Origin of the sequence: Providencia sp. PROV200 (assembly GCF_049901995.1) — a bacterium.
Taxonomy (GTDB): Bacteria; Pseudomonadota; Gammaproteobacteria; order Enterobacterales; family Enterobacteriaceae; genus Providencia; species Providencia rettgeri_E.
Genome location: NZ_CP096307.1, coordinates 1,796,569 through 1,815,608, shown reverse-complemented (window position 1 = coordinate 1,815,608; position 19,040 = coordinate 1,796,569). Strand labels below are relative to the sequence as shown.

The 19,040-nt window shown below is 41.1% G+C and carries 14 protein-coding genes; 4 read left to right on the top strand and 10 right to left on the bottom strand.

Annotation, left to right across the window (positions count from 1 at the left end; translation table 11 throughout):
- The first annotated feature begins 350 nt into the window (after positions 1 to 350).
- Positions 351 to 1,763, top strand: coding sequence for a pyruvate kinase PykF (gene pykF, locus M1E86_RS08295; RefSeq protein ID WP_125890972.1), 1,413 nt, complete (start codon positions 351 to 353; stop codon positions 1,761 to 1,763).
- A gap of 412 nt (positions 1,764 to 2,175) precedes the next feature.
- A complete protein-coding gene (locus M1E86_RS08290) occupies positions 2,176 to 2,412 on the top strand; it encodes a major outer membrane lipoprotein (RefSeq protein ID WP_004263789.1) in 237 nt (78 codons plus the stop codon).
- Positions 2,413 to 2,508: 96 nt separating this feature from the next.
- Here M1E86_RS08290 and M1E86_RS08285 read toward each other — a convergent pair whose 3' ends face one another.
- The 9 genes from M1E86_RS08285 to ydiJ all read right to left on the bottom strand — a co-directional run bounded on the left by M1E86_RS08285 (position 2,509) and on the right by ydiJ (position 13,358).
- The gene (locus M1E86_RS08285; protein WP_213913254.1) at positions 2,509 to 3,573 is read right to left on the bottom strand and encodes a L,D-transpeptidase family protein; all 1,065 of its coding nucleotides are present in this window, start codon (positions 3,571 to 3,573) and stop codon (positions 2,509 to 2,511) included.
- Positions 3,574 to 3,827: 254 nt separating this feature from the next.
- On the bottom strand, positions 3,828 to 4,244 hold the full coding sequence (sufE, locus tag M1E86_RS08280) for a cysteine desulfuration protein SufE (RefSeq protein WP_125890970.1): 417 nt from the start codon (positions 4,242 to 4,244) through the stop codon (positions 3,828 to 3,830).
- 33 nt (positions 4,245 to 4,277) lie between these two features.
- Positions 4,278 to 5,516, bottom strand: a complete 1,239-nt coding sequence (sufS, locus tag M1E86_RS08275) for a cysteine desulfurase SufS (protein WP_213913255.1) — start codon at positions 5,514 to 5,516, stop codon at positions 4,278 to 4,280.
- Between the two features lie 5 nt (positions 5,517 to 5,521).
- Positions 5,522 to 6,829 carry a Fe-S cluster assembly protein SufD gene (gene sufD / locus M1E86_RS08270; protein WP_213913256.1) on the bottom strand — a complete coding sequence of 436 codons (1,308 nt, stop codon included), beginning with the start codon at positions 6,827 to 6,829 and terminating at the stop codon, positions 5,522 to 5,524.
- The gene (sufC, locus tag M1E86_RS08265) at positions 6,804 to 7,550 is read right to left on the bottom strand and encodes a Fe-S cluster assembly ATPase SufC (RefSeq protein WP_004263776.1); all 747 of its coding nucleotides are present in this window, start codon (positions 7,548 to 7,550) and stop codon (positions 6,804 to 6,806) included. Before sufC ends, sufD begins: the two co-directional genes overlap by 26 nt.
- A 45-nt stretch (positions 7,551 to 7,595) precedes the next feature.
- Positions 7,596 to 9,095 (bottom strand): Fe-S cluster assembly protein SufB, encoded by a 1,500-nt coding sequence (gene sufB / locus M1E86_RS08260; RefSeq protein WP_213913257.1) that lies wholly within the window; start codon positions 9,093 to 9,095, stop codon positions 7,596 to 7,598.
- Between the two features lie 16 nt (positions 9,096 to 9,111).
- Positions 9,112 to 9,480 carry a Fe-S cluster assembly scaffold SufA gene (gene sufA / locus M1E86_RS08255; protein ID WP_102139709.1) on the bottom strand — a complete coding sequence of 123 codons (369 nt, stop codon included), beginning with the start codon at positions 9,478 to 9,480 and terminating at the stop codon, positions 9,112 to 9,114.
- Positions 9,481 to 9,888: 408 nt separating this feature from the next.
- A complete protein-coding gene (gene menI / locus M1E86_RS08250; protein ID WP_094961759.1) occupies positions 9,889 to 10,305 on the bottom strand; it encodes a 1,4-dihydroxy-2-naphthoyl-CoA hydrolase in 417 nt (138 codons plus the stop codon).
- Positions 10,305 to 13,358: a D-2-hydroxyglutarate dehydrogenase YdiJ gene (gene ydiJ / locus M1E86_RS08245; protein WP_213913258.1), complete on the bottom strand. Its 3,054-nt coding sequence runs from the start codon at positions 13,356 to 13,358 to the stop codon at positions 10,305 to 10,307. Before ydiJ ends, menI begins: the two co-directional genes overlap by 1 nt.
- Before the next feature lie 255 nt (positions 13,359 to 13,613).
- On the opposite strand from ydiJ, the gene ydiK reads away from it, so the two are divergent.
- Positions 13,614 to 14,729: an AI-2E family transporter YdiK gene (ydiK, locus tag M1E86_RS08240; protein WP_125890964.1), complete on the top strand. Its 1,116-nt coding sequence runs from the start codon at positions 13,614 to 13,616 to the stop codon at positions 14,727 to 14,729.
- 710 nt (positions 14,730 to 15,439) lie between these two features.
- On the opposite strand, the gene ppsA is transcribed toward ydiK, so the two are convergent.
- Positions 15,440 to 17,818: a phosphoenolpyruvate synthase gene (ppsA, locus tag M1E86_RS08235; RefSeq protein ID WP_213913259.1), complete on the bottom strand. Its 2,379-nt coding sequence runs from the start codon at positions 17,816 to 17,818 to the stop codon at positions 15,440 to 15,442.
- Between the two features lie 265 nt (positions 17,819 to 18,083).
- Between ppsA and ppsR the strand changes: the two genes are divergently transcribed.
- Positions 18,084 to 18,944 (top strand): posphoenolpyruvate synthetase regulatory kinase/phosphorylase PpsR, encoded by an 861-nt coding sequence (gene ppsR / locus M1E86_RS08230; protein ID WP_413776180.1) that lies wholly within the window; start codon positions 18,084 to 18,086, stop codon positions 18,942 to 18,944.
- The last annotated feature ends 96 nt before the right edge of the window (positions 18,945 to 19,040 follow it).

The following is a 19,040-nucleotide window of genomic DNA, read 5'->3' as shown; positions in this document are numbered from 1 at the left end:
CAACAAATTAGGTTACTTAATATCAATTGAATTTTTGATCTAAATGGCCTCTTCTTCTAATTTAGTAAAATTTGATTTGTCTCACAGTTTTTTGTTGTCTATAATACCCGCGCTGGCTGAAAGGTTTCAACAGTAGCAAATCAATACGTTAGCTTTAATTGAATTTGTCATCTACACTATAATAAGAATCAAAATGTGACAAATTTAAGTGTATAAATGCATTAAACACCAGACTGTCGCCTATTCTTGTAAATGAGTTGCGCAACAAAATTTTATATGCGCACGATTTATTAAATGTACTAAGCGTCGGCGGCAATACCGATTTCCTTTATAACATTAGATAGACTGCCATGAAAAAAACTAAAATTGTTTGTACTATCGGTCCAAAAACCGAATCAGAAGAAAAACTGACTCAACTCCTTGATGCGGGCATGAATGTCATGCGCCTAAATTTTTCTCACGGTGACTATGAAGAACACGGTCAACGTATTAAAAATCTTCGCTCTGTTTGTGCAAAAACAGGTAAACAAGCTGCTATTTTACTCGATACTAAAGGCCCTGAAATCCGCACCATGAAATTGGAAGGTGGTAACGACGTTTCTCTCGTTGCAGGCCAAACCTTTACATTCACTACCGACACTTCCGTGATCGGTAATAAAGATAAAGTTGCTGTGACATACTCAGGCTTAACTTCAGATTTAAAAGTCGGCAATACCGTATTAGTTGATGACGGCTTAATTGGTATGAAAGTGACTAATGTCACTGCGACTGAAGTCGTCTGTGAGGTTTTAAATAACGGTGACCTCGGGGAGAAGAAAGGGGTTAATCTACCAGGCGTTTCCATTGGCCTGCCAGCGTTAGCTGAAAAAGACAAAGAAGACTTAGTGTTTGGATGCGAACAAGGTGTTGATTTTGTAGCAGCTTCTTTTATCCGTAAGCGCTCTGATGTTGAAGAAATTCGTGCTCATCTGAAAAAACATGGTGGCGAGAACATCCAAATTATTTCGAAGATTGAAAACCAAGAAGGTTTAAATAACTTTGATGAAATTTTAGAAGCTTCTGACGGCATCATGGTTGCTCGTGGTGATTTAGGCGTTGAAATCCCTGTTGAAGAAGTTATTTTTGCACAAAAAATGATGATTGAAAAATGTGTCGCTGCACGTAAAGTCGTCATTACTGCAACGCAAATGTTAGATTCAATGATCAAAAACCCACGCCCTACCCGCGCAGAAGCAGGCGACGTGGCCAACGCTATTTTAGACGGCACAGATGCAGTTATGCTGTCTGGTGAAAGCGCTAAAGGTAAATATCCAGTAGAAGCTGTTACCATTATGGCAACTATCTGTGAGCGTACAGACCGTATCATGCAAACTCGCATTGATAGCCAAAAACCAAGCCAACGCTTACGTGTCACTGAGGCTGTCTGTCGTGGTGCAGTGGAAATGTCTGAAAAATTAGACGTGCCACTAATCGTTGTTGCAACCTACGGCGGTAAGTCTGCTAAATCTGTTCGTAAATATTTCCCTACTGCGCCAATCCTCGCGTTAACGACTAATGAAGAAACTGCCCGCCAGTTACTGTTAGTCAAAGGTGTGATCCCAATGATTGTAGGTGGTTTTACATCCACAGATGATTTTTATCGTGAAGGTAAACGCGCAGCGCTTGAAAGTGGCTTAGCGGTTTCTGGTGATGCTGTTGTAATGGTTTCTGGAGCATTAGTACAAAGTGGCACAACCAACACATCTTCAGTTCATGTACTTTAATTTTTAATTTCCTTATAGAGGCTGATAGTGACTATTTTTGCTATCGGCCTTTTTTATTTAGATTTAACATTAAGTGCTTCCTTGATGTAACTATTCCTTTATTTCCTTTTCTTTAGTAAATATCTTACCGCAATTTAAGAGTGATATCATAAAACACACTCGGATTGGTCAAATAACAACCTTTATTATTCTTAATTTAAATTTTTCTCCTTTTTCCTAGTACTAAATATAAAGTATTTCTAGCAAAACTTTATATTTAGTACTAGCATAAGACATAGTAAGTGCCATACCCTAATTTTCATTAGGTTGTTTTAAAGGGATATAGCAAGCTTTAAGATAACAAGCTTAGCTCTATTGTTTGGTGACTTGCTTTTTTATATTTTCAAGATAAATCAATCTAGAGGGTAAAATAATGATTCGTACTAAAATTGTACTGGGCTCTATCGTATTAGCTTCAGCATTACTAGCGGGTTGTTCTAACAGCACTGAAGTGCAAAAACTCTCTTCAGACGTGCAAACTCTGAATGGTAAAGTTGATCAACTGAGCAACGACGTTCAGTCTCTGCGTTCTGACGTACAGACAGCTCAAGAAGAAGCAGCACGCGCTAACCAGCGTTTAGATAACCAAGTTCGTACTTACAAAAAATAAGTTCGATTTGGTCGTTATCTAGCTGATACGACGCTTCTTTGAAGCTAATAGTATTTATGAGGGCCTATGAAAATAGGCCCTTATTATTTGTCAGGATTATTGATTTACAACAGAAGAACGGTATTTCGCAGGTAACAAAGCACCAACTTTACCATCATAGATAGGTTCTGGTTGTGAAATAGAGAATGGTTCAATAGGCACTAAACCTTCGTGTTGTGTTTCACTTTCAGGAATACTGTTACCCTGATCATTATTAACACGCACAGGCATACCAGAACGCCTTGCTAGCTCTTTTTCTACTAAAGCCTTATCAACCCCTTCATTTTCAAGAAAACGCTTAAAATCGTCAGATAGCTTGATTGGCATGGTTTGAGGGTCATCATTACTTGTCCGTGATAATGGCTGATGCACCTCGATGTAATAACTACCATCAGGTTCTTTAGAATATTTTACCGGCTGATCAATAACTTGAACACGTGTTCCTCTTGGTACTGTCTTGAATAATGCTTCAATATCATCAGGACGTAAACGAATGCAACCGGAGCTCACTCGCATACCAATCCCAAAATCCGCATTAGTACCATGGATCAGATATTCACCACGCCCATGTGCTAGCCGTAATGCATATAAGCCCATTGGGTTTTCAGGGCCAGCAGGAACGACAGCAGGAAGCGTTATACCTTCTTTCGCATAATTTTTACGAATATTTGCCGTGGGTGTCCATGTAGGGTCTTTAATTGATTGGCTTACTGAAGTCACCATTTCAGGTGTATCACGACCTAATTGACCAATACCAATAGGGTATACGATCACTTCTTCACTGTTCGCTGGGTAATAATATAAACGCAGCTCTGCCAAATTAATCACGATCCCTGTTCTTGGTGTTGACGGCAATAGCATTTGTGCTGGAATGATAAGTTCTTTACCCGCTTCAGGAAGGTATGGATCTGTTCCTGGGTTAGCTTCAAGCATACCGAGTAAGCCAATTTGGTGCTCACTGGCAATGGCTTCCAACGGCCGCCCATCATTGGGGACGATGTACGTATAATTTTCCCCGATAAGGCGAGTGTTACTATCAGGTAATGGGTATTCTTTTGCTTGAACTGGAGCCAATAAGGCACTCATGACAAACAAACTTACCACCGTCAAAACTCTTTTCATATCTACTCCAAGGAAAATAATATTCTTACAATAATTCAATGATTATTGTTCATAATAGCAACTATCTTTCATATCTTTAATACTAAATAAATATTTTTATTAAGTATTAATAAGAGCGCTGTCTTTTTATGATGGTTAAAATATAGTTAGATATCGTTAAACACGGTGAATTTAGTGTGTTACCCAGATAAAGAGTAACACCTAAGAAGTAAAATATAGGTAAGGGAGCATGCATAACGCTCCCCTCGGTAGGATCACTCGAATTGTGCCGCGCGCGATAAAATTGTACGGATCATCGCATTTAAGCCTTGAGTGCGTGAAGGTGTTAAATGCTGCTCCAATGCTAATTGCTCAAAAAATGACTTAACATCGAGTGCTAATATTTGTTGGGCCGTTTTACCTTGAAAAAGAATGATCACAATAGCAACTAACCCTTTAACGATTGCAGCGTCGCTGTCACCTGCAAACGTAATTGTCCCGTCAGCTTGTTTTTGCATATCAATCCACACTTGACTTTGGCAACCGGCGATTAAATTATTATCGCATCTTTGCACCGCGGTGAGTTCAGGTAAACGCCCCCCTAATTCTATCATGTAGAGATAGCGTTCTTCCCAATCTTGGCAGCGAGAGAAATTGCGTAATAACTTATTTTCATCGGGTAATGCGGGCATGCTCATTTCCTTTACTCTGTGTTTCTTATGTGCTTAGCCTAACAATTTTTTGATGCGCTGTAACGCATTGAATAAGAAATCAACCTCTTCCTTAGTGGTATAAATTCCTACTGAAGCACGACACATAGCGGGAACATGATAATGTTCCATTAACGGTAAAGCACAATGATGGCCAGTACGGATTGCAATACCATATCTATCAAGAAAAGACCCCACATCATAGGCATGGTGCTCCCCTAAATTAAAAGCGAGTACCCCTTCCCGTTGGTCATTACCATACAATCTAATGGACGGTATTTCTTGTAATTTCTTAGACGCATAAGCCATCACTTCGGCTTCATGAGTAAATACATCAGATAAATTTAGTGCATTTAAATAATCGAATGCCGCCCCTAAACCAATAATTGCGCTTACATTCGGTGTTCCTGCTTCAAAGCGCCATGGTGCATCAGCAAAAGTGATCCCTTTGGTCAGGCTAACTTGGCGGATCATCGCCCCACCACCTTCCCATGGAGGCATCATATCCAAAATAGCTTTTTTACCGTAAAGGATACCAATACCCGTCGGGCCATATAGCTTGTGACCTGAAAACACATAGAAATCACAGTCTAAGGCTTGCACATCAACCTGCTGATGCATTGCACCTTGCGCGCCATCGACCAATACCGCGATCTCACCGCCTTTTGAAGCCGCAATGGCTCGTGCTTGCTTGATGATATCCTGAACGGGATTAACTGTTCCTAATACATTAGAGATATGTGTAAAGCTCAGCAATCGCGTGCGTGAATCAATGACATCCTTTAATACATCTAATTGCAGCCTACCATCATCTGAAATTGGTATAATACGGATTTCAAAGCCAATTTCCTCTGCTAACATATACCAAGGTACAATATTCGCATGGTGTTCCATTTCAGTGATGACAATATTGTCCCCTTCATGGAAATACTTCCGCCCAAAACTGTTTGCAACAAGGTTAATGCCTTCCGTCGTACCTTTAACAAACACGATTTCTTCATTTGAAGCGGCATGAATGAAAGCGGCTGCTTTTTGACGAACGTCTTCCATCATTGTCGTCGCGTTTGCACTAAGAGTATGTATACCGCGGTGAACCGCGGCATATTGGTGCAGTGTAAACTCGCTTTCTTTTTCAATAACTTGCAAAGGCTTCTGCGCACTTGCAGCGCTATCTAAATAAACCAGCGGATGATTATTGACTGACTGAGATAAGGCAGGAAAATCCTGCCTGACTGATGCGACATTGAATGACATGGATATTAAACCTCCGCTAAGCGCTGGCGGATGTTTGCCATCACAGCGTGTTTTAATTCTTCCGATTCAATAGATTCTGTAAGTTCCGCAGCAAATGCAATAATAATCATATGTTTTGCTGCTTTCCCCTCAATTCCCCTTGAACGCAGATAAAACAGTTGTTCGTCATCAATACGACCGACTGTTGCACCGTGACCACACTTTACGTCATCAGCATAAATTTCAAGCTGAGGCTTGGTATCAATTTCTGCTTTCTCACCTAACAACAACGTGTTGTTAGTCATTTGACCATCCGTTTTTAATGCGTTCGGTGCCACTTTAATCATGCCATTAAAGACAGCTTTACTGCTATCCATTGCAATGACTTTGTGTAATTGGCGACTATTACAGTAGCTATTATTGTGCTCTAAATACGTGCGCGTATCTGCAATTTCATTGCCTTTAGGTAACAATATACTGTTAAGTTCTAACTCAGTATTTTCACCATCAAGGCGAGCACTGGTATGGTTACGCGTTAATAATGCGCCAAGTAAAAAACTCGTACTTTTCACACGGCTATCGCGACCAACAACAATATCATTGTGAGCAAAATGCTGAGACTGACCATTTTCAACATTTAACTTAAAGTGACTAAAGTCTGCATTATCACCAACTTCAACCGTTAAGCGGCTGCCCGTCATGTGCATTTCGTCATTCAAACTGACATAATGCTCAATGACTTGGGCTTTACTGTTTGCATCTAACGTTAAATGGTAGCGATACTGGCTAATATTTGTTGCTTGTTTATCGTCGCTCCCTGTTGAAATATTCAGCAGATATAATGGTTTTTCTGCTACTTTATTTGCCGCAAGGTGAATAACTAACGGTTGTACCGCCAAGCTTTCAGTTAAATGCAAGAAGATCTCGCTATTTACAGGCGAAGGAAGCAAGTCTTGGTTATCAAGCAAAGCCACTTGGAATGGCCCCATATCAATGGAGCTTAATGTTGAACTATAGCGCCCATCAATTAAAACAAGGCGATATGCATCAATGGGCAGAGCCAATGCCTCACACTCTTTTGCTACAACATCACCGTCACTAAAACGATACTGAGCCTCAAGTACCGTATTTAGTGGTGTATAGTGCCAATCTTCATGGCGGAACACCGGTAAGCCAACTTGTTTTGCCATTTCCCAATGCGTTTTAGCATGTTGGGAGTTCGCACCGTGTCGCTGCTCAAATAATTCAGAAAAACGTGACATAGCTTGCTCATTCAGCTTCGCAACTTCTGCACGTTTTTGTGCTCTTTCACTGTTGGTCAATAAGCCAGCCATAACCCTGCTCCTCCAGTTTTTTCGCTAAACTGAAATCACCTGATTTGATGATTTTCCCTTGATATAACACATGGACAAAGTCAGGTTTCACATAATCCAAAATACGCTGATAGTGAGTGACAATGATGAATGAACGCTCTGGCGAGCGTAATGAATTCACCCCGTTAGCCACAATTTTCAGTGCATCAATATCTAAACCGGAGTCAGTTTCATCGAGGATACACAATTGAGGTTCTAGTGCTGCCATCTGCAAGATATCATTACGTTTTTTCTCACCACCGGAGAAACCTACGTTGACAGAACGCGCAAGCAAATCTTCTGGCATTTCTAATAATTTGATTTTGTCTTCAATAAAATCTTGAAAATCAAAACGATCTAATGCTTCTTGCTGGCGATATTCTCTAACCGCATTAACTGCCGTTTGTAAGAAAAATTGGTTACTGACCCCTGGAATTTCGACTGGGTATTGGAATGCGAGAAAAACACCTTCCCCTGCACGCTCTTCGGGATCTAATTCAAACAGGTCTTTACCTTTAAACGTTACTTCACCGCTATCAATTTCATACTCTTCGCGGCCAGCAAGTGTGGCTGATAATGTACTTTTACCTGAGCCATTTGGCCCCATGATGGCATGAACTTCCCCTGGTTTTACTTCCAGAGATAACCCTTTTAAAATCTCATTACCTTCTACACTCACGTGTAAATCTTTAACACTTAACATATTTACATGCCTTTAGCGCTTTAGCGCAAATAAACTCGATTAGGATCAGCCCACGCTGTGCTCTAAGCTGATCGCCAGTAATTTTTGTGCTTCTACGGCAAATTCTAATGGGAGCTCCGAGAACACATCCTTACAGAAACCATTTACAATCATTGAAATTGCATCGTCTTCGCTGATACCACGTTGTAAACAGTAAAATAACTGGTCTTCCCCAATGCGTGAGGTTGTTGCTTCATGTTCGAGCTGTGCCGTATTATTTTTCACTTCCACATAGGGGAAAGTATGTGCACCACACTGTGTACCAATTAACATAGAGTCACATTGGGTAAAGTTACGTGCATTATGTGCACTCGGTAAAATTTTTACTAAACCACGGTAACTGTTTTGGCTTTTACCCGCAGAAATACCTTTAGAAATGATCGTGGAACGGGTGTTTTTCCCGATATGGATCATTTTCGTTCCGGTATCCGCTTGTTGATTGCCGTTTGTTAATGCAACGGAGTAAAATTCACCGACTGAGTTGTCCCCTTTTAGGATGACGCTTGGGTATTTCCATGTGATGGCAGAGCCTGTTTCTGACTGCGTCCATGACATTTTAGAATTTTCACCCTCACACAGTGCGCGCTTAGTCACAAAGTTCAGGATCCCACCCGCTTCGCTATCTCCACCAGAGAACCAGTTTTGGACTGTTGAATATTTCACTTCAGCATCTTTATGAATAATCACTTCAACAACCGCAGCATGAAGCTGATAACTATCACGAACAGGTGCAGAACACCCTTCGATATAGCTGACATAACTACCTTCATCGGCAATTAAAATCGTACGCTCAAACTGGCCTGTTTTGGCTGCGTTGATCCTAAAATACGTTGATAGCTCCATTGGGCAATGTACGCCTTTTGGTACATACACAAACGTACCATCTGAAGCTACCGCCGCATTTAATGCCGCAAAAAAGTTATCATGGCTCGAAACAACTGACCCGAGATATTTCTGTACCAGTTCAGGGTACTCTTGAATAGCTTCACTGAACGAACAAAAAATAACCCCATGTTTCGCGAGGTCATCACGGTACGTTGTTGATACCGAGACCGAGTCAAAAATTGCATCTACCGCAACGGCCTTCCCTTCACGGACAGGAACACCCAACTGGTTAAAGGCTTCTTCAACTTCAGCGGTTAAATAATTATTGGTTTCAGCCACACCAGTGCCTTGTGTCGCACCAGTTTGCGAACCACAAGTATCATCGCATGAGCCACAAGATGGCGCTGAGTAATAGCTGTAGTCCTGATAATCGAGATTTGGGTAATTCGCTTTCAGCCAATGAGGTTCTTCCATGCCTTTCCAGTGATTAAAGGCATCAAGACGGAATTGGAGCATCCACTCAGGCTCATTACGTTTTGCTGAAATGGCACGGATCACATCTTCGTTGATCCCTTTCGCCATTTCATCAGTTGCGACTTCAGTAAAGAAGCCTTCTTTATAACGCTGGTCATCAAGCCAGCTTTGAACATCATCGCCAACTTCTACATTGCTCTGTGACATAATCTGACTTCACATGTTAAACGCCGAAGCTTTCACCACACCCACAGGCATGTTGGGCTTTCGGGTTATTAAATTTGAAAATTTGATTCAGCCCTTCTTGGACAAAATCAACGACTGTGCCATCAATAAATGGCATTGCTTCTTTTGGCACATAAAGGTGTGCGCCATCGAGTTCAAATAACAGGTGTTGGTCTGTTGGGTTTTCGATCATCTCAAACACATAACCGAAACCTGCGCAACCAGACTGTTTTACGCCGAGTGAAAGCCCTTTTGTGTTTGGGTTTTGCACCATCAATTTTTTGATTTGTTTTGCAGCGCTTTGTGTCAGGTTAACTCCCTGCCAATTGTTTTCATCAAATGAAAATGTCTCTACACCGTCAGTCATATTGACCCCACATTTCTTATGGCTTTTCAGCCTGTTATCAAGAGATTAACTCTGCCTACCCTATGGTAATGATTAGCTAATTGACTTCAACCATTTGTTTTAAGAGGTTATAGCTATTTTAGCTCTTTTCTTGCTCACCCTTAGATTAAAAAACAAACAGCACCCTAGAGAAACCAGCATAATTCATTGATAAATAACAAGTAAATAGAGTTGTGTTTTTCATTTAAATTTGTACTAAATAATACACTTAAATGACACAAATTAATAAAGATGCATTTATTATACAACTTAATTAACTTGATAAAAATGAATTTATAGAAAGAATGGCCATAAAGCCACACAATGGAAAGGGTTTTATAGGGTTATCCAGCCTTTGATTAGCTAAAAACCCTATATTTAGAGTGGTTATTATTCAAATAATACCGCAGTTGTCAGGCGAGAAGTACAACACAATTTTCCTTGTTCATTGAAAATTTCAATATTCCACACTTGCTGGCGACGCCCTAAATGAATAGGTTTACAAATCCCCTTCACAACCCCTGAACGAGCAGCACGAACATGGTTTGCATTGATTTCCAACCCGACCACCTTTTGTTCCCCTTCCGAGCACATATAACCCGCAATTGAACCTAAGGATTCAGCTAATACAACGGAAGCACCACCATGCAATAACCCAAAAGGCTGTTTGGTACGATGATCAACAGGCATTATTCCTTCTAAATAATCATCTCCAATTGCCGTTATTTCAATACCGAGATGCCCTAACATGCAGGTTTTTGACATTTCAGCGAGTTGTTGCAAATTAAATTGACGTTTCCAAATCATTAAACTATCTCCAACAGGGCTTGAATAGGATGTTTTATTGCTACATTTTCCATTCGCTTAACTTGGCTACGGCAAGAGTAACCTGAACTCAAACAGCGATCTTTTGGTAAAGGAGACATTGCACCTTTCCACGATAAGTTATAAATTCCTTTTGAATTTTCAAGATTCGCTACTTCGTGCCCATAAGTCCCTGCCATGCCACAACATCCAACACTAACATTATTTAATGTTTGCCCAAAGCGAGCAAATAACGCTGCCCATTGATTCGCACTATTAGGTAAAGCCGTTGATTCCGTACAATGACCGAAAAAATACCACGGTTGAGCCGATGCCGTTTGCATATTGTGTGGTTCAGGCAATGTCATTAACCACTCATGCGCCAACATCACCGTAAATTGGCATTGTTCTTTGCCTAAAATTTCATGATATTCATCGCGGTAACAAAGTACCAGCGCAGGGTCAACACCAACCATTGGCAGCTGTAACTTTGCCACTCGATTTAAAAAGTCCGCAGTCTTACGTGCTGTTTTCGCAAACTTCGCTAAAAAACCTTTGATGTGTTGTGCTTTTCCATTCGGTGAGAACGGTAACAATACAGGTTTAAGGCCTAATTTTTCGATTAAGCGGACAAAATCTGCCACTACTTTGGCATCGTAATAACTGGTGAAAGGGTCTTGAACCACCAGCACATATTTTTCACGCTGTGAACCCGTCATACTTTCAAGTTGTTCAAGCGTGACAGAAACTGCGGCATGCCCTGAAAGTTCTTGTTTTAACGTGGGTTGAGAAAACAACGGTAAATCCACCATACCTATAGTGTGCTGGCTCAATTTTTGCACCATTGGTTGACGCAAAAAGAAATTAAATACCCCCGGCACTTTGGAAAATAATGGGGCACTTGCTTCAACGTTCGCAACAATGTGATCCCGAATAGGACGTAAATAGCGGCCATGGTACAACGCTAAAAATTTCGCTCTAAATGAGGGCACATCAATTTTGATCGGGCATTGAGTTGAACAGGCTTTACAGGCAAGGCACCCTGCCATTGAGGCTTTCACCTCGTGAGAGAAGTCATAATCGCCTTGCTTCGCACGCCAAGTGTTACGGGTTTTCTCTATGAGACCACGCAATGATGGTTGGCTTTGTGTAATACCTTTTTCAAGGTGTTCTGGTGTAACGCCTTGTTCCGCGAGTAACCTTAACCATTCGCGAACAAGTGTCGCGCGGCCTTTCGGGGAATGGACTCGTTGACCGCTCACCTTCATCGACGGGCACATCGGACTTTTCACATCAAAATTAAAACACAGCCCATTGCCATTACACTCCATTGCACCACGGAATTCTTGGCGCATTTGGACTGGAATTTGCCGGTCATACGTTCCTCGCTTGATATCATCAACCTGCTTCATCGGTGCATCTAGCCCTGCAGGCGGACAGATTTTACCCGGGTTCAAACGGTTATCGGGGTCAAAAGCGGCTTTGATGTTACGCAGTTCAGCGTATAACACATCACCAAAAAATTCAGGGCTATATTGTGCACGGAAACCTTTCCCATGCTCCCCCCACAGTAGTCCACCGTATTTCGCGGTTAATGCCACAATTTCATCAGAAATTTGTTTCATCAATACTTCTTGTTGCGGATCACACATATCAAGTGCAGGACGAACGTGTAGTACCCCTGCATCTACATGACCAAACATGCCATAATTCAAGTTATGACTGTCTAATAACGCACGAAATTCTACTATATAGTCTGCGAGATGCTCAGGGGGAACGCAGGTATCCTCAACAAATGGAATTGGCTTCGCTGCGCCTTTACTATTACCCAACAACCCAACCGCTTTTTTACGCATGTTATAAATACGCGTAATATCTTCAAGATCATGACAAGTTTGATAGCCAATCACTCCGGCTTGATTGCTTGCCATTAATTCGTCTAAGCGTTGGCACAGGCTTTCAGTCAATTGATTGATTTCATCTTCATCGTCACCACTAAATTCGACGATGTTTAACCCTAACATTTCTTTATTTGGCACATCTGTAATTAAGGCTTTTACGGAATGCCAAACGATGTCTTCTTTTGCCAAGTTAAGTACTTTTGAATCCACGGTTTCAACAGACAGTGCTTTCGCTTCAACCATAAAAGGCGCATTACGCAATGCGGACTCAAAAGAGTCATATTTTACATTTACTAAGCGCCGTACTTTTGGCAAAGGTGTGATATCAAGCGTCGCCTCGGTAATAAAGGCTAAAGACCCTTCAGACCCTGTCAAAATACGGGTAAGGTCAAATTCGGTTAGTGCATCATTAAATACATGACGTAAATCATAACCAGTTAAGAAACGGTTTAACTTAGGAAATTTTTCTTCAATTAATGGACGTTGCTCTAAACAGCGTTCTAACACCGTTTTATAAATGCGCCCCACCGTAGAATCTTCTGACGCAATCGTTTGGGCGAGTTCGATAGGCATAGCGCGTGTATCTAGGCATTCACCACCTAACACCATGGCTTTGACACCTAATACGTGATCAGACGTTTTTCCATAAACTAATGAGCCTTGGCCTGATGCGTCAGTGTTGATCATCCCACCTAACGTTGCTCGATTACTGGTGGATAATTCAGGTGAAAAGAAATAACCGTAAGGCTTGAGGTACTGATTTAATTGGTCTTTGATGACCCCTGCCTCAACTTTAACCCAACCTTGCTCTGGGTTTATTTCTAAAATACGGTTCATGTAACGGGACATATCGACAACAATCCCTTCAGTTAAGGATTGCCCATTAGTTCCCGTCCCTCCTCCCCGAGGTGTAAAGCTAAGCTCACGAAACTTTGCTTGCCCTGCAAGACGAGTGATAATTTGTACATCTGCACTCGAACGTGGAAACAGAACCGCTTGAGGTAATAGTTGGTAAATACTGTTGTCCGTCGCCATAGATAAACGCTCAGCATAGCTGGTGCCGTTATCCCCAGTAAAACCCTGTTCTTGTAGCTCATGCAAGAACTCGATGACTAAATGACTAAGATGAGGAGCTTCTGATATACACGGGATCATTATTAACGATGACTCTTGTTGTTTAGTGTTCGCATTACTCGTTATGTACTATCTTTATTTAAAGTTGCACAATAGTGTCTGAGGTCTATGATGAATTCCCTCACAGCCTGTAAAGAGAGCACAGCCGCTGATGACATTGCCATCATGAACCATACCACAATATTGTTTTTTTTAACCGTGAAAAATAATTACGTTATTTTCACCTAAAAACTTGCCACACACGCAGAATTTTCATTTGTAAAGGATCAGTCATTAATGGAAAAATCGCAAAAACGCTTGGATCTTCCCAAACTTATTTTCGGCCTATTATCCATCGTTTTAATGATAGCAGCCTGCTTTTGGGTACTTAATCCATTTATTCTTGGCTTTGTATGGGCTGGAATGATGGTCATTGCTACTTGGCCACTATTATTAAAGCTAGAAGCTCGCTTATGGCACAAGCGCTGGTTAGCGACATTAGTGATGGTTCTTCTTATATTACTGCTATTCGTTATCCCATTAGGTATTCTCATCGGCAGCATTATTGAAAATAGTACCCCACTTATTGATTTAGCCAAATCACCATCTAGCCTAACATTGCCTGATTTAGAATGGCTAAATACCATCCCAATGGTCGGTGAGAAAATTTACTATGCATGGCATAGCTTAGTCGCCAGTGGTGGTAATGCTTTACTGGCTAAAATTCAACCCTACTTTGGCCAAGCTGCAGGGTGGTTTGCCACTCAAGCTATTAGCGCGGGACGATTTGTTTTTCATTTGATGCTCATGCTGTTGTTTAGTGGTTTGCTTTACCTTAAAGGTGAATCAGTGATGGTTGGCATCCGCCACTTTGCTGTACGTCTTGCTGGGATCCGTGGGGATGCAGCTGTCGTGTTAGCAGCGCAATCGATTCGGGCTGTTGCCCTTGGTGTGGTCGTCACCGCGCTAATTCAAGCCATCGTCGGAGGAATTGGACTTGCCTTGTCGGGTATTGGTTATGCCGCCATCTTGACTGTCTTGTTGTTTATATGCTGTGTGGCGCAATTGGGGCCTCTACTCATTATGGTGCCATCCGTCATTTGGCTGTTTTGGACAGGTGATACAACCTGGGGAATTATTCTTGCTATATGGGCCGCGGTTGTTGCTACCATGGATGGCGTTCTACGCCCATGGTTAATTAAAATGGGTGCAGACTTACCAATGGTTTTGATCCTTATTGGTGTTATTGGTGGAATTCTATCATTTGGTATGATTGGGTTGTTTATTGGCCCAGTTGTATTAGCTGTTTCATATAGCTTACTAAAAGCTTGGATGAATGAAGTCGCGGTTCCAAATGAAGACTTAACAGAAACTGAAAAGTTTCTAGAAGAAGAGTTTTCGATTAAAAAGTAGTATATCACTAAATTAGTTGCAGGCATGTTCAAGCTATGCATGCCTGCTAACTTAATAAATGCCGCTCATTAATATTTAGAAACAATATTTAACATTCTAACGTTAGTATTTAGCCTAATTTATGTTAACATAAATCTATTGAATTAATTCTCGTTAAGTAACAATGATTAATATTAATATTGAGAGTGTTCTTAATGATAGTATAATATGAATGGTTTAACATTCGATTATTCAATTCTCTAGATCTAAAAAACTATGCCATCCCCTTCTAGGCGTGGTTTTATTAACTAAATTGCTGTGTGTAGTCTTTGCCTGTCAGCCCATGATAGGCTTTTTTTTTATCTTAATTTAATATGAATACTATTCATGTCACAATCAGAACATCAGTTTATAATTATTGATTAACATCAATTTCTGTCATTATTATCAGTAATCTTACTCCTTTAGCGTTATATAATTAATTAAGTTTCGTTACGCCTATTTAGGATATGTTTCTCTTGTAAAACTTAATACACATAATGCGGGTAATTATATTTAATTTATTTTTTTCTTATACCCAAGAAGTATTATATGAACAGTTATCCAGAACTGTTTAATATTAATCTACTGATAATCGTATTTATCAATTTCTACAATAGGTCAATTTAATCAAGTAAATGAAAAGGCTGAATGTTATTCACATTCAGCCTGATAATTAATAAACGAGATAACTATTGATTTTCAGCTATCGTTAACCACGTTTGTACGACAGTATCGGGGTTTAAAGATAAACTATCAATGCCTTCATCTACCAGCCACTGGGCGAAGTCTTGATGGTCGGATGGCCCTTGACCACAAATGCCTACATATTTGTTTTGGCGTTTTGCAGCTTGTATCGCCATGGATAACATCGCTTTAACTGCATCGTTTCGTTCATCGAATAATTCAGAAACAACACCTGAGTCCCTATCAAGGCCTAATGTTAACTGAGTCATATCATTCGAACCAATAGAGAAACCGTCAAAATGTTCGAGGAATTGGTCCGCCAGTAAAGCATTTGATGGTATTTCGCACATCATAATAACTTTTAGACCGTTTTCACCGCGTTTCAAATCATGTTTCGCCAGTTCTGCTATTACTGACTCCGCTTGTGCAACGGTACGCACAAATGGGATCATGACTTCAACATTCGTTAGGCCCATCGTATTACGAACACGTTTCACCGCTTCACACTCTAATGCAAAACAGGCACGGAAGCTGTCAGACACATAACGGCCAGCACCACGGAAACCTAGCATTGGGTTCTCTTCTTCAGGCTCATAAATATCCCCGCCGACTAAATTGGCATATTCATTTGACTTGAAGTCAGATAAACGGACAATAACGCGTTTTGGCCAGAAAGCCGCGGCTAGAGTCGAGATTCCTTCGGTTAATTTACCAATATAAAACTCAATCGGATCATCATAACCCGCCATCATTTGGCGAATTTCGGCTTGCAGCTCAGGAGATTGTTTATCAAACTCCAGCAGTGCTCTTGGGTGAACACCAATCATACGATTGATGATAAACTCAAGTCTTGCTAAGCCCACGCCTTCATTAGGTAAGCAAGCAAAATCAAATGCACGATCAGGGTTACCCACGTTCATCATGATTTTGACATCCAGATTTGGCATATCACTCACTTCAGAACTGTGAATTTCAAATGCCAATTTACCTTCATACACAAAGCCCGTATCCCCTTCTGAACAAGAAACGGTCACCTCTTGGCCTTCATGCAAACGGTCAGTCGCATCACCACATCCCACAACGGCTGGGATACCTAATTCGCGAGCGATAATTGCAGCATGGCAAGTACGTCCACCACGATTCGTCACAATCGCAGCCGCTTTTTTCATGATAGGTTCCCAATCAGGGTCAGTCATATCGGTAACAAGTACATCACCGGCCTGAATTCTATCCATCTCACTCAAGTTATGAATGACTTTAACAACCCCAGAGCCAATGCGATGACCAATTGCACGTCCTTCAACTAAAACTTGTCCTTGTTGTTTTAATTGATAACGTTCCATCACTTGTTGATTAGAGCGAACGGTTTCTGGCCTTGCTTGCACAATGTATAAACGCCCATTGTGGCCATCTTTAGCCCACTCGATATCCATTGGACGACCGTAGTGTTTTTCAATCTGCAAAGCTTGGCGAGCCAGTTCTTCAACTTCATGATCAGCTAAAGAGAAACGATTGCGTAGCGCTTCTGGCACATCTTCGATTTGTACTTGTTTACCGTGCTCTTTACTGTTGGCATACACCATTTGTAATTTTTTAGAGCCCAGTGTACGACGCACAATCGCGGGACGGCTATTTGTTAGTGTTGGCTTATGGACATAAAATTCATCTGGGTTCACAGCGCCTTGCACCACCATCTCACCTAAACCATACGCAGAGGTGATAAATACCACTTGGTCGAAGCCCGATTCAGTATCAATCGTAAACATAACGCCAGATGAGGCTAGATCTGAACGTACCATCCGTTGAATACCAGCGGAAAGTGCGACACCACGGTGATCATAACCTTGGTGAACACGATATGAAATCGCACGGTCATTAAACAGTGAAGCAAAAACGTGTTTAATCGCAACTAATACTGCGTCTATCCCTTGAACGTTAAGGAATGTTTCCTGTTGCCCTGCAAACGAAGCGTCAGGCATATCCTCTGCGGTTGCCGATGAGCGAACTGCAAATGAGGCTTCCGCTTCACCTTCTGACAGTTGCGCGAATGCATCACGAATATCTTGTTCCAACTCCTTCGTCAGTGGAGTATCAATCACCCATTGACGGATCTGAGCACCTGCTACAGCCAGTTGGTTCACATCATCAATATCCGTTTCATCTAGCAGGTTATAAATGCGCTGATTTACACCGCTCTGCTCCAGAAAATCATTAAACGCCTGTGCGGTTGTCGCGAAACCGTTAGGTACGGATACTCCCAGATCAGATAAGTTAGTGATCATTTCACCGAGAGAAGCATTTTTGCCTCCGACACGGTCAACATCATTCATCCCTAATTGGTTATACCAAAGTACATTACACGGAGTGAGGCCATTTGTGGACATTGAAAGCGATCCTTTTATAGCAATTTAGTGACAGAGTACAAATCGTAAAAAATCTCGTTGGCGAAAATTCGCCTCGTGAAATAGACTAGCACAGACGATAAGAGAAGATGGACTGGTGAATCGTTCCATCACTGAAGAAAACTTTTTTGTTCTAAAAATCGTTCAAAAAATGGCTATAGTTCCCCCTATAAACTAATTTTTAAACTTTAAACAAAGATAATATCTCCCAATATCCAGTGATAAATACAATAAGAGACAAATAATGATGACCGAATTAGGAACAATGAATAATATGGCAAGCCAAGTTCAACGTACTGTTTTCTTTATTTCTGATGGAACCGCGATCACCGCTGAAACTTTGGGGCACGCCGTACTTTCTCAATTTCCTCTGTCATTTATTTCTTATACTCTGCCGTTTGTGACGAGCGAAACCCGCGCACAGGAAATTAAACAAAAAATTGATGTTATTTTCCAAGAAACCCAGCTACGCCCTTTAGTGTTCTATTCGATTATCTCCCCTGAAGTAAAGCAAATCATCACCCAAAGTGCTGGGTTTTGCCAAGATATCGTCCAAAGTTTAGTCGCGCCAATTCAAAAGGAAGTTGGCCTAGAACCTGAGCCAAAACTCAACCGAACTCATGGTTTGTCTATGCAGAATATGAATCAATATGATGCACGAATAGCTGCTATTGAATACACACTAGCTCATGACGATGGGATTTCTTTACGTAATTTAGACCAAGCCCAAGTGATACTTATTGGTGTTTCACGTTGCGGTAAAACGCCGACAAGCCTCTATTTAGCGATGCAATTTGGGATCCAAGCCGCAAATTACCCGTTTACGGCTGATGATATGGATAACTTACAGTTACCTGCCGCGTTGCGCCCATATACTCATAAGTTATTCGGTTTAACGATCAGCCCTGAACGGTTAGCAGCCATTCGTGAAGAGCGCCGTGAAAATAGCCGTTATGCCTCCATCAGGCAATGTCGTATTGAGATAGCGGAAGTTGAAGCTTTATTTCGACAAAATAAAATCAATTACTTAAACACGACGAACTATTCTGTTGAAGAAATTTCTGCAAAAGTGATTGATACCATGGGCTTACAAAGACGAATATTTTAATGAATACAAATAAAAAAAATATTCATTCCTGCTAAGTTGGAGGTTGAAATTAAGCCACATTCGTTTATTGTGATCTTAATCACTTATAGGGCATAT

What these genes read in the sequence shown, in the direction of transcription:
- menI (WP_094961759.1), bottom strand. Translation starts at nt 10,305, where the DNA reads ATGATTTGGAAACGTCAATTTAATTTGCAACAACTCGCTGAAATGTCA.
- ydiJ (WP_213913258.1), bottom strand. Translation starts at nt 13,358, where the DNA reads ATGATCCCGTGTATATCAGAAGCTCCTCATCTTAGTCATTTAGTCATC.
- ppsR (WP_413776180.1), top strand. Translation starts at nt 18,084, where the DNA reads ATGACCGAATTAGGAACAATGAATAATATGGCAAGCCAAGTTCAACGT.
- sufE (WP_125890970.1), bottom strand. Translation starts at nt 4,244, where the DNA reads ATGCCCGCATTACCCGATGAAAATAAGTTATTACGCAATTTCTCTCGC.
- sufC (WP_004263776.1), bottom strand. Translation starts at nt 7,550, where the DNA reads ATGTTAAGTGTTAAAGATTTACACGTGAGTGTAGAAGGTAATGAGATT.
- ppsA (WP_213913259.1), bottom strand. Translation starts at nt 17,818, where the DNA reads ATGTCCACAAATGGCCTCACTCCGTGTAATGTACTTTGGTATAACCAA.
- M1E86_RS08290 (WP_004263789.1), top strand. Translation starts at nt 2,176, where the DNA reads ATGATTCGTACTAAAATTGTACTGGGCTCTATCGTATTAGCTTCAGCA.
- sufA (WP_102139709.1), bottom strand. Translation starts at nt 9,480, where the DNA reads ATGACTGACGGTGTAGAGACATTTTCATTTGATGAAAACAATTGGCAG.
- ydiK (WP_125890964.1), top strand. Translation starts at nt 13,614, where the DNA reads ATGGAAAAATCGCAAAAACGCTTGGATCTTCCCAAACTTATTTTCGGC.
- sufB (WP_213913257.1), bottom strand. Translation starts at nt 9,095, where the DNA reads ATGTCACAGAGCAATGTAGAAGTTGGCGATGATGTTCAAAGCTGGCTT.
- sufS (WP_213913255.1), bottom strand. Translation starts at nt 5,516, where the DNA reads ATGTCATTCAATGTCGCATCAGTCAGGCAGGATTTTCCTGCCTTATCT.
- sufD (WP_213913256.1), bottom strand. Translation starts at nt 6,829, where the DNA reads ATGGCTGGCTTATTGACCAACAGTGAAAGAGCACAAAAACGTGCAGAA.
- M1E86_RS08285 (WP_213913254.1), bottom strand. Translation starts at nt 3,573, where the DNA reads ATGAAAAGAGTTTTGACGGTGGTAAGTTTGTTTGTCATGAGTGCCTTA.
- pykF (WP_125890972.1), top strand. Translation starts at nt 351, where the DNA reads ATGAAAAAAACTAAAATTGTTTGTACTATCGGTCCAAAAACCGAATCA.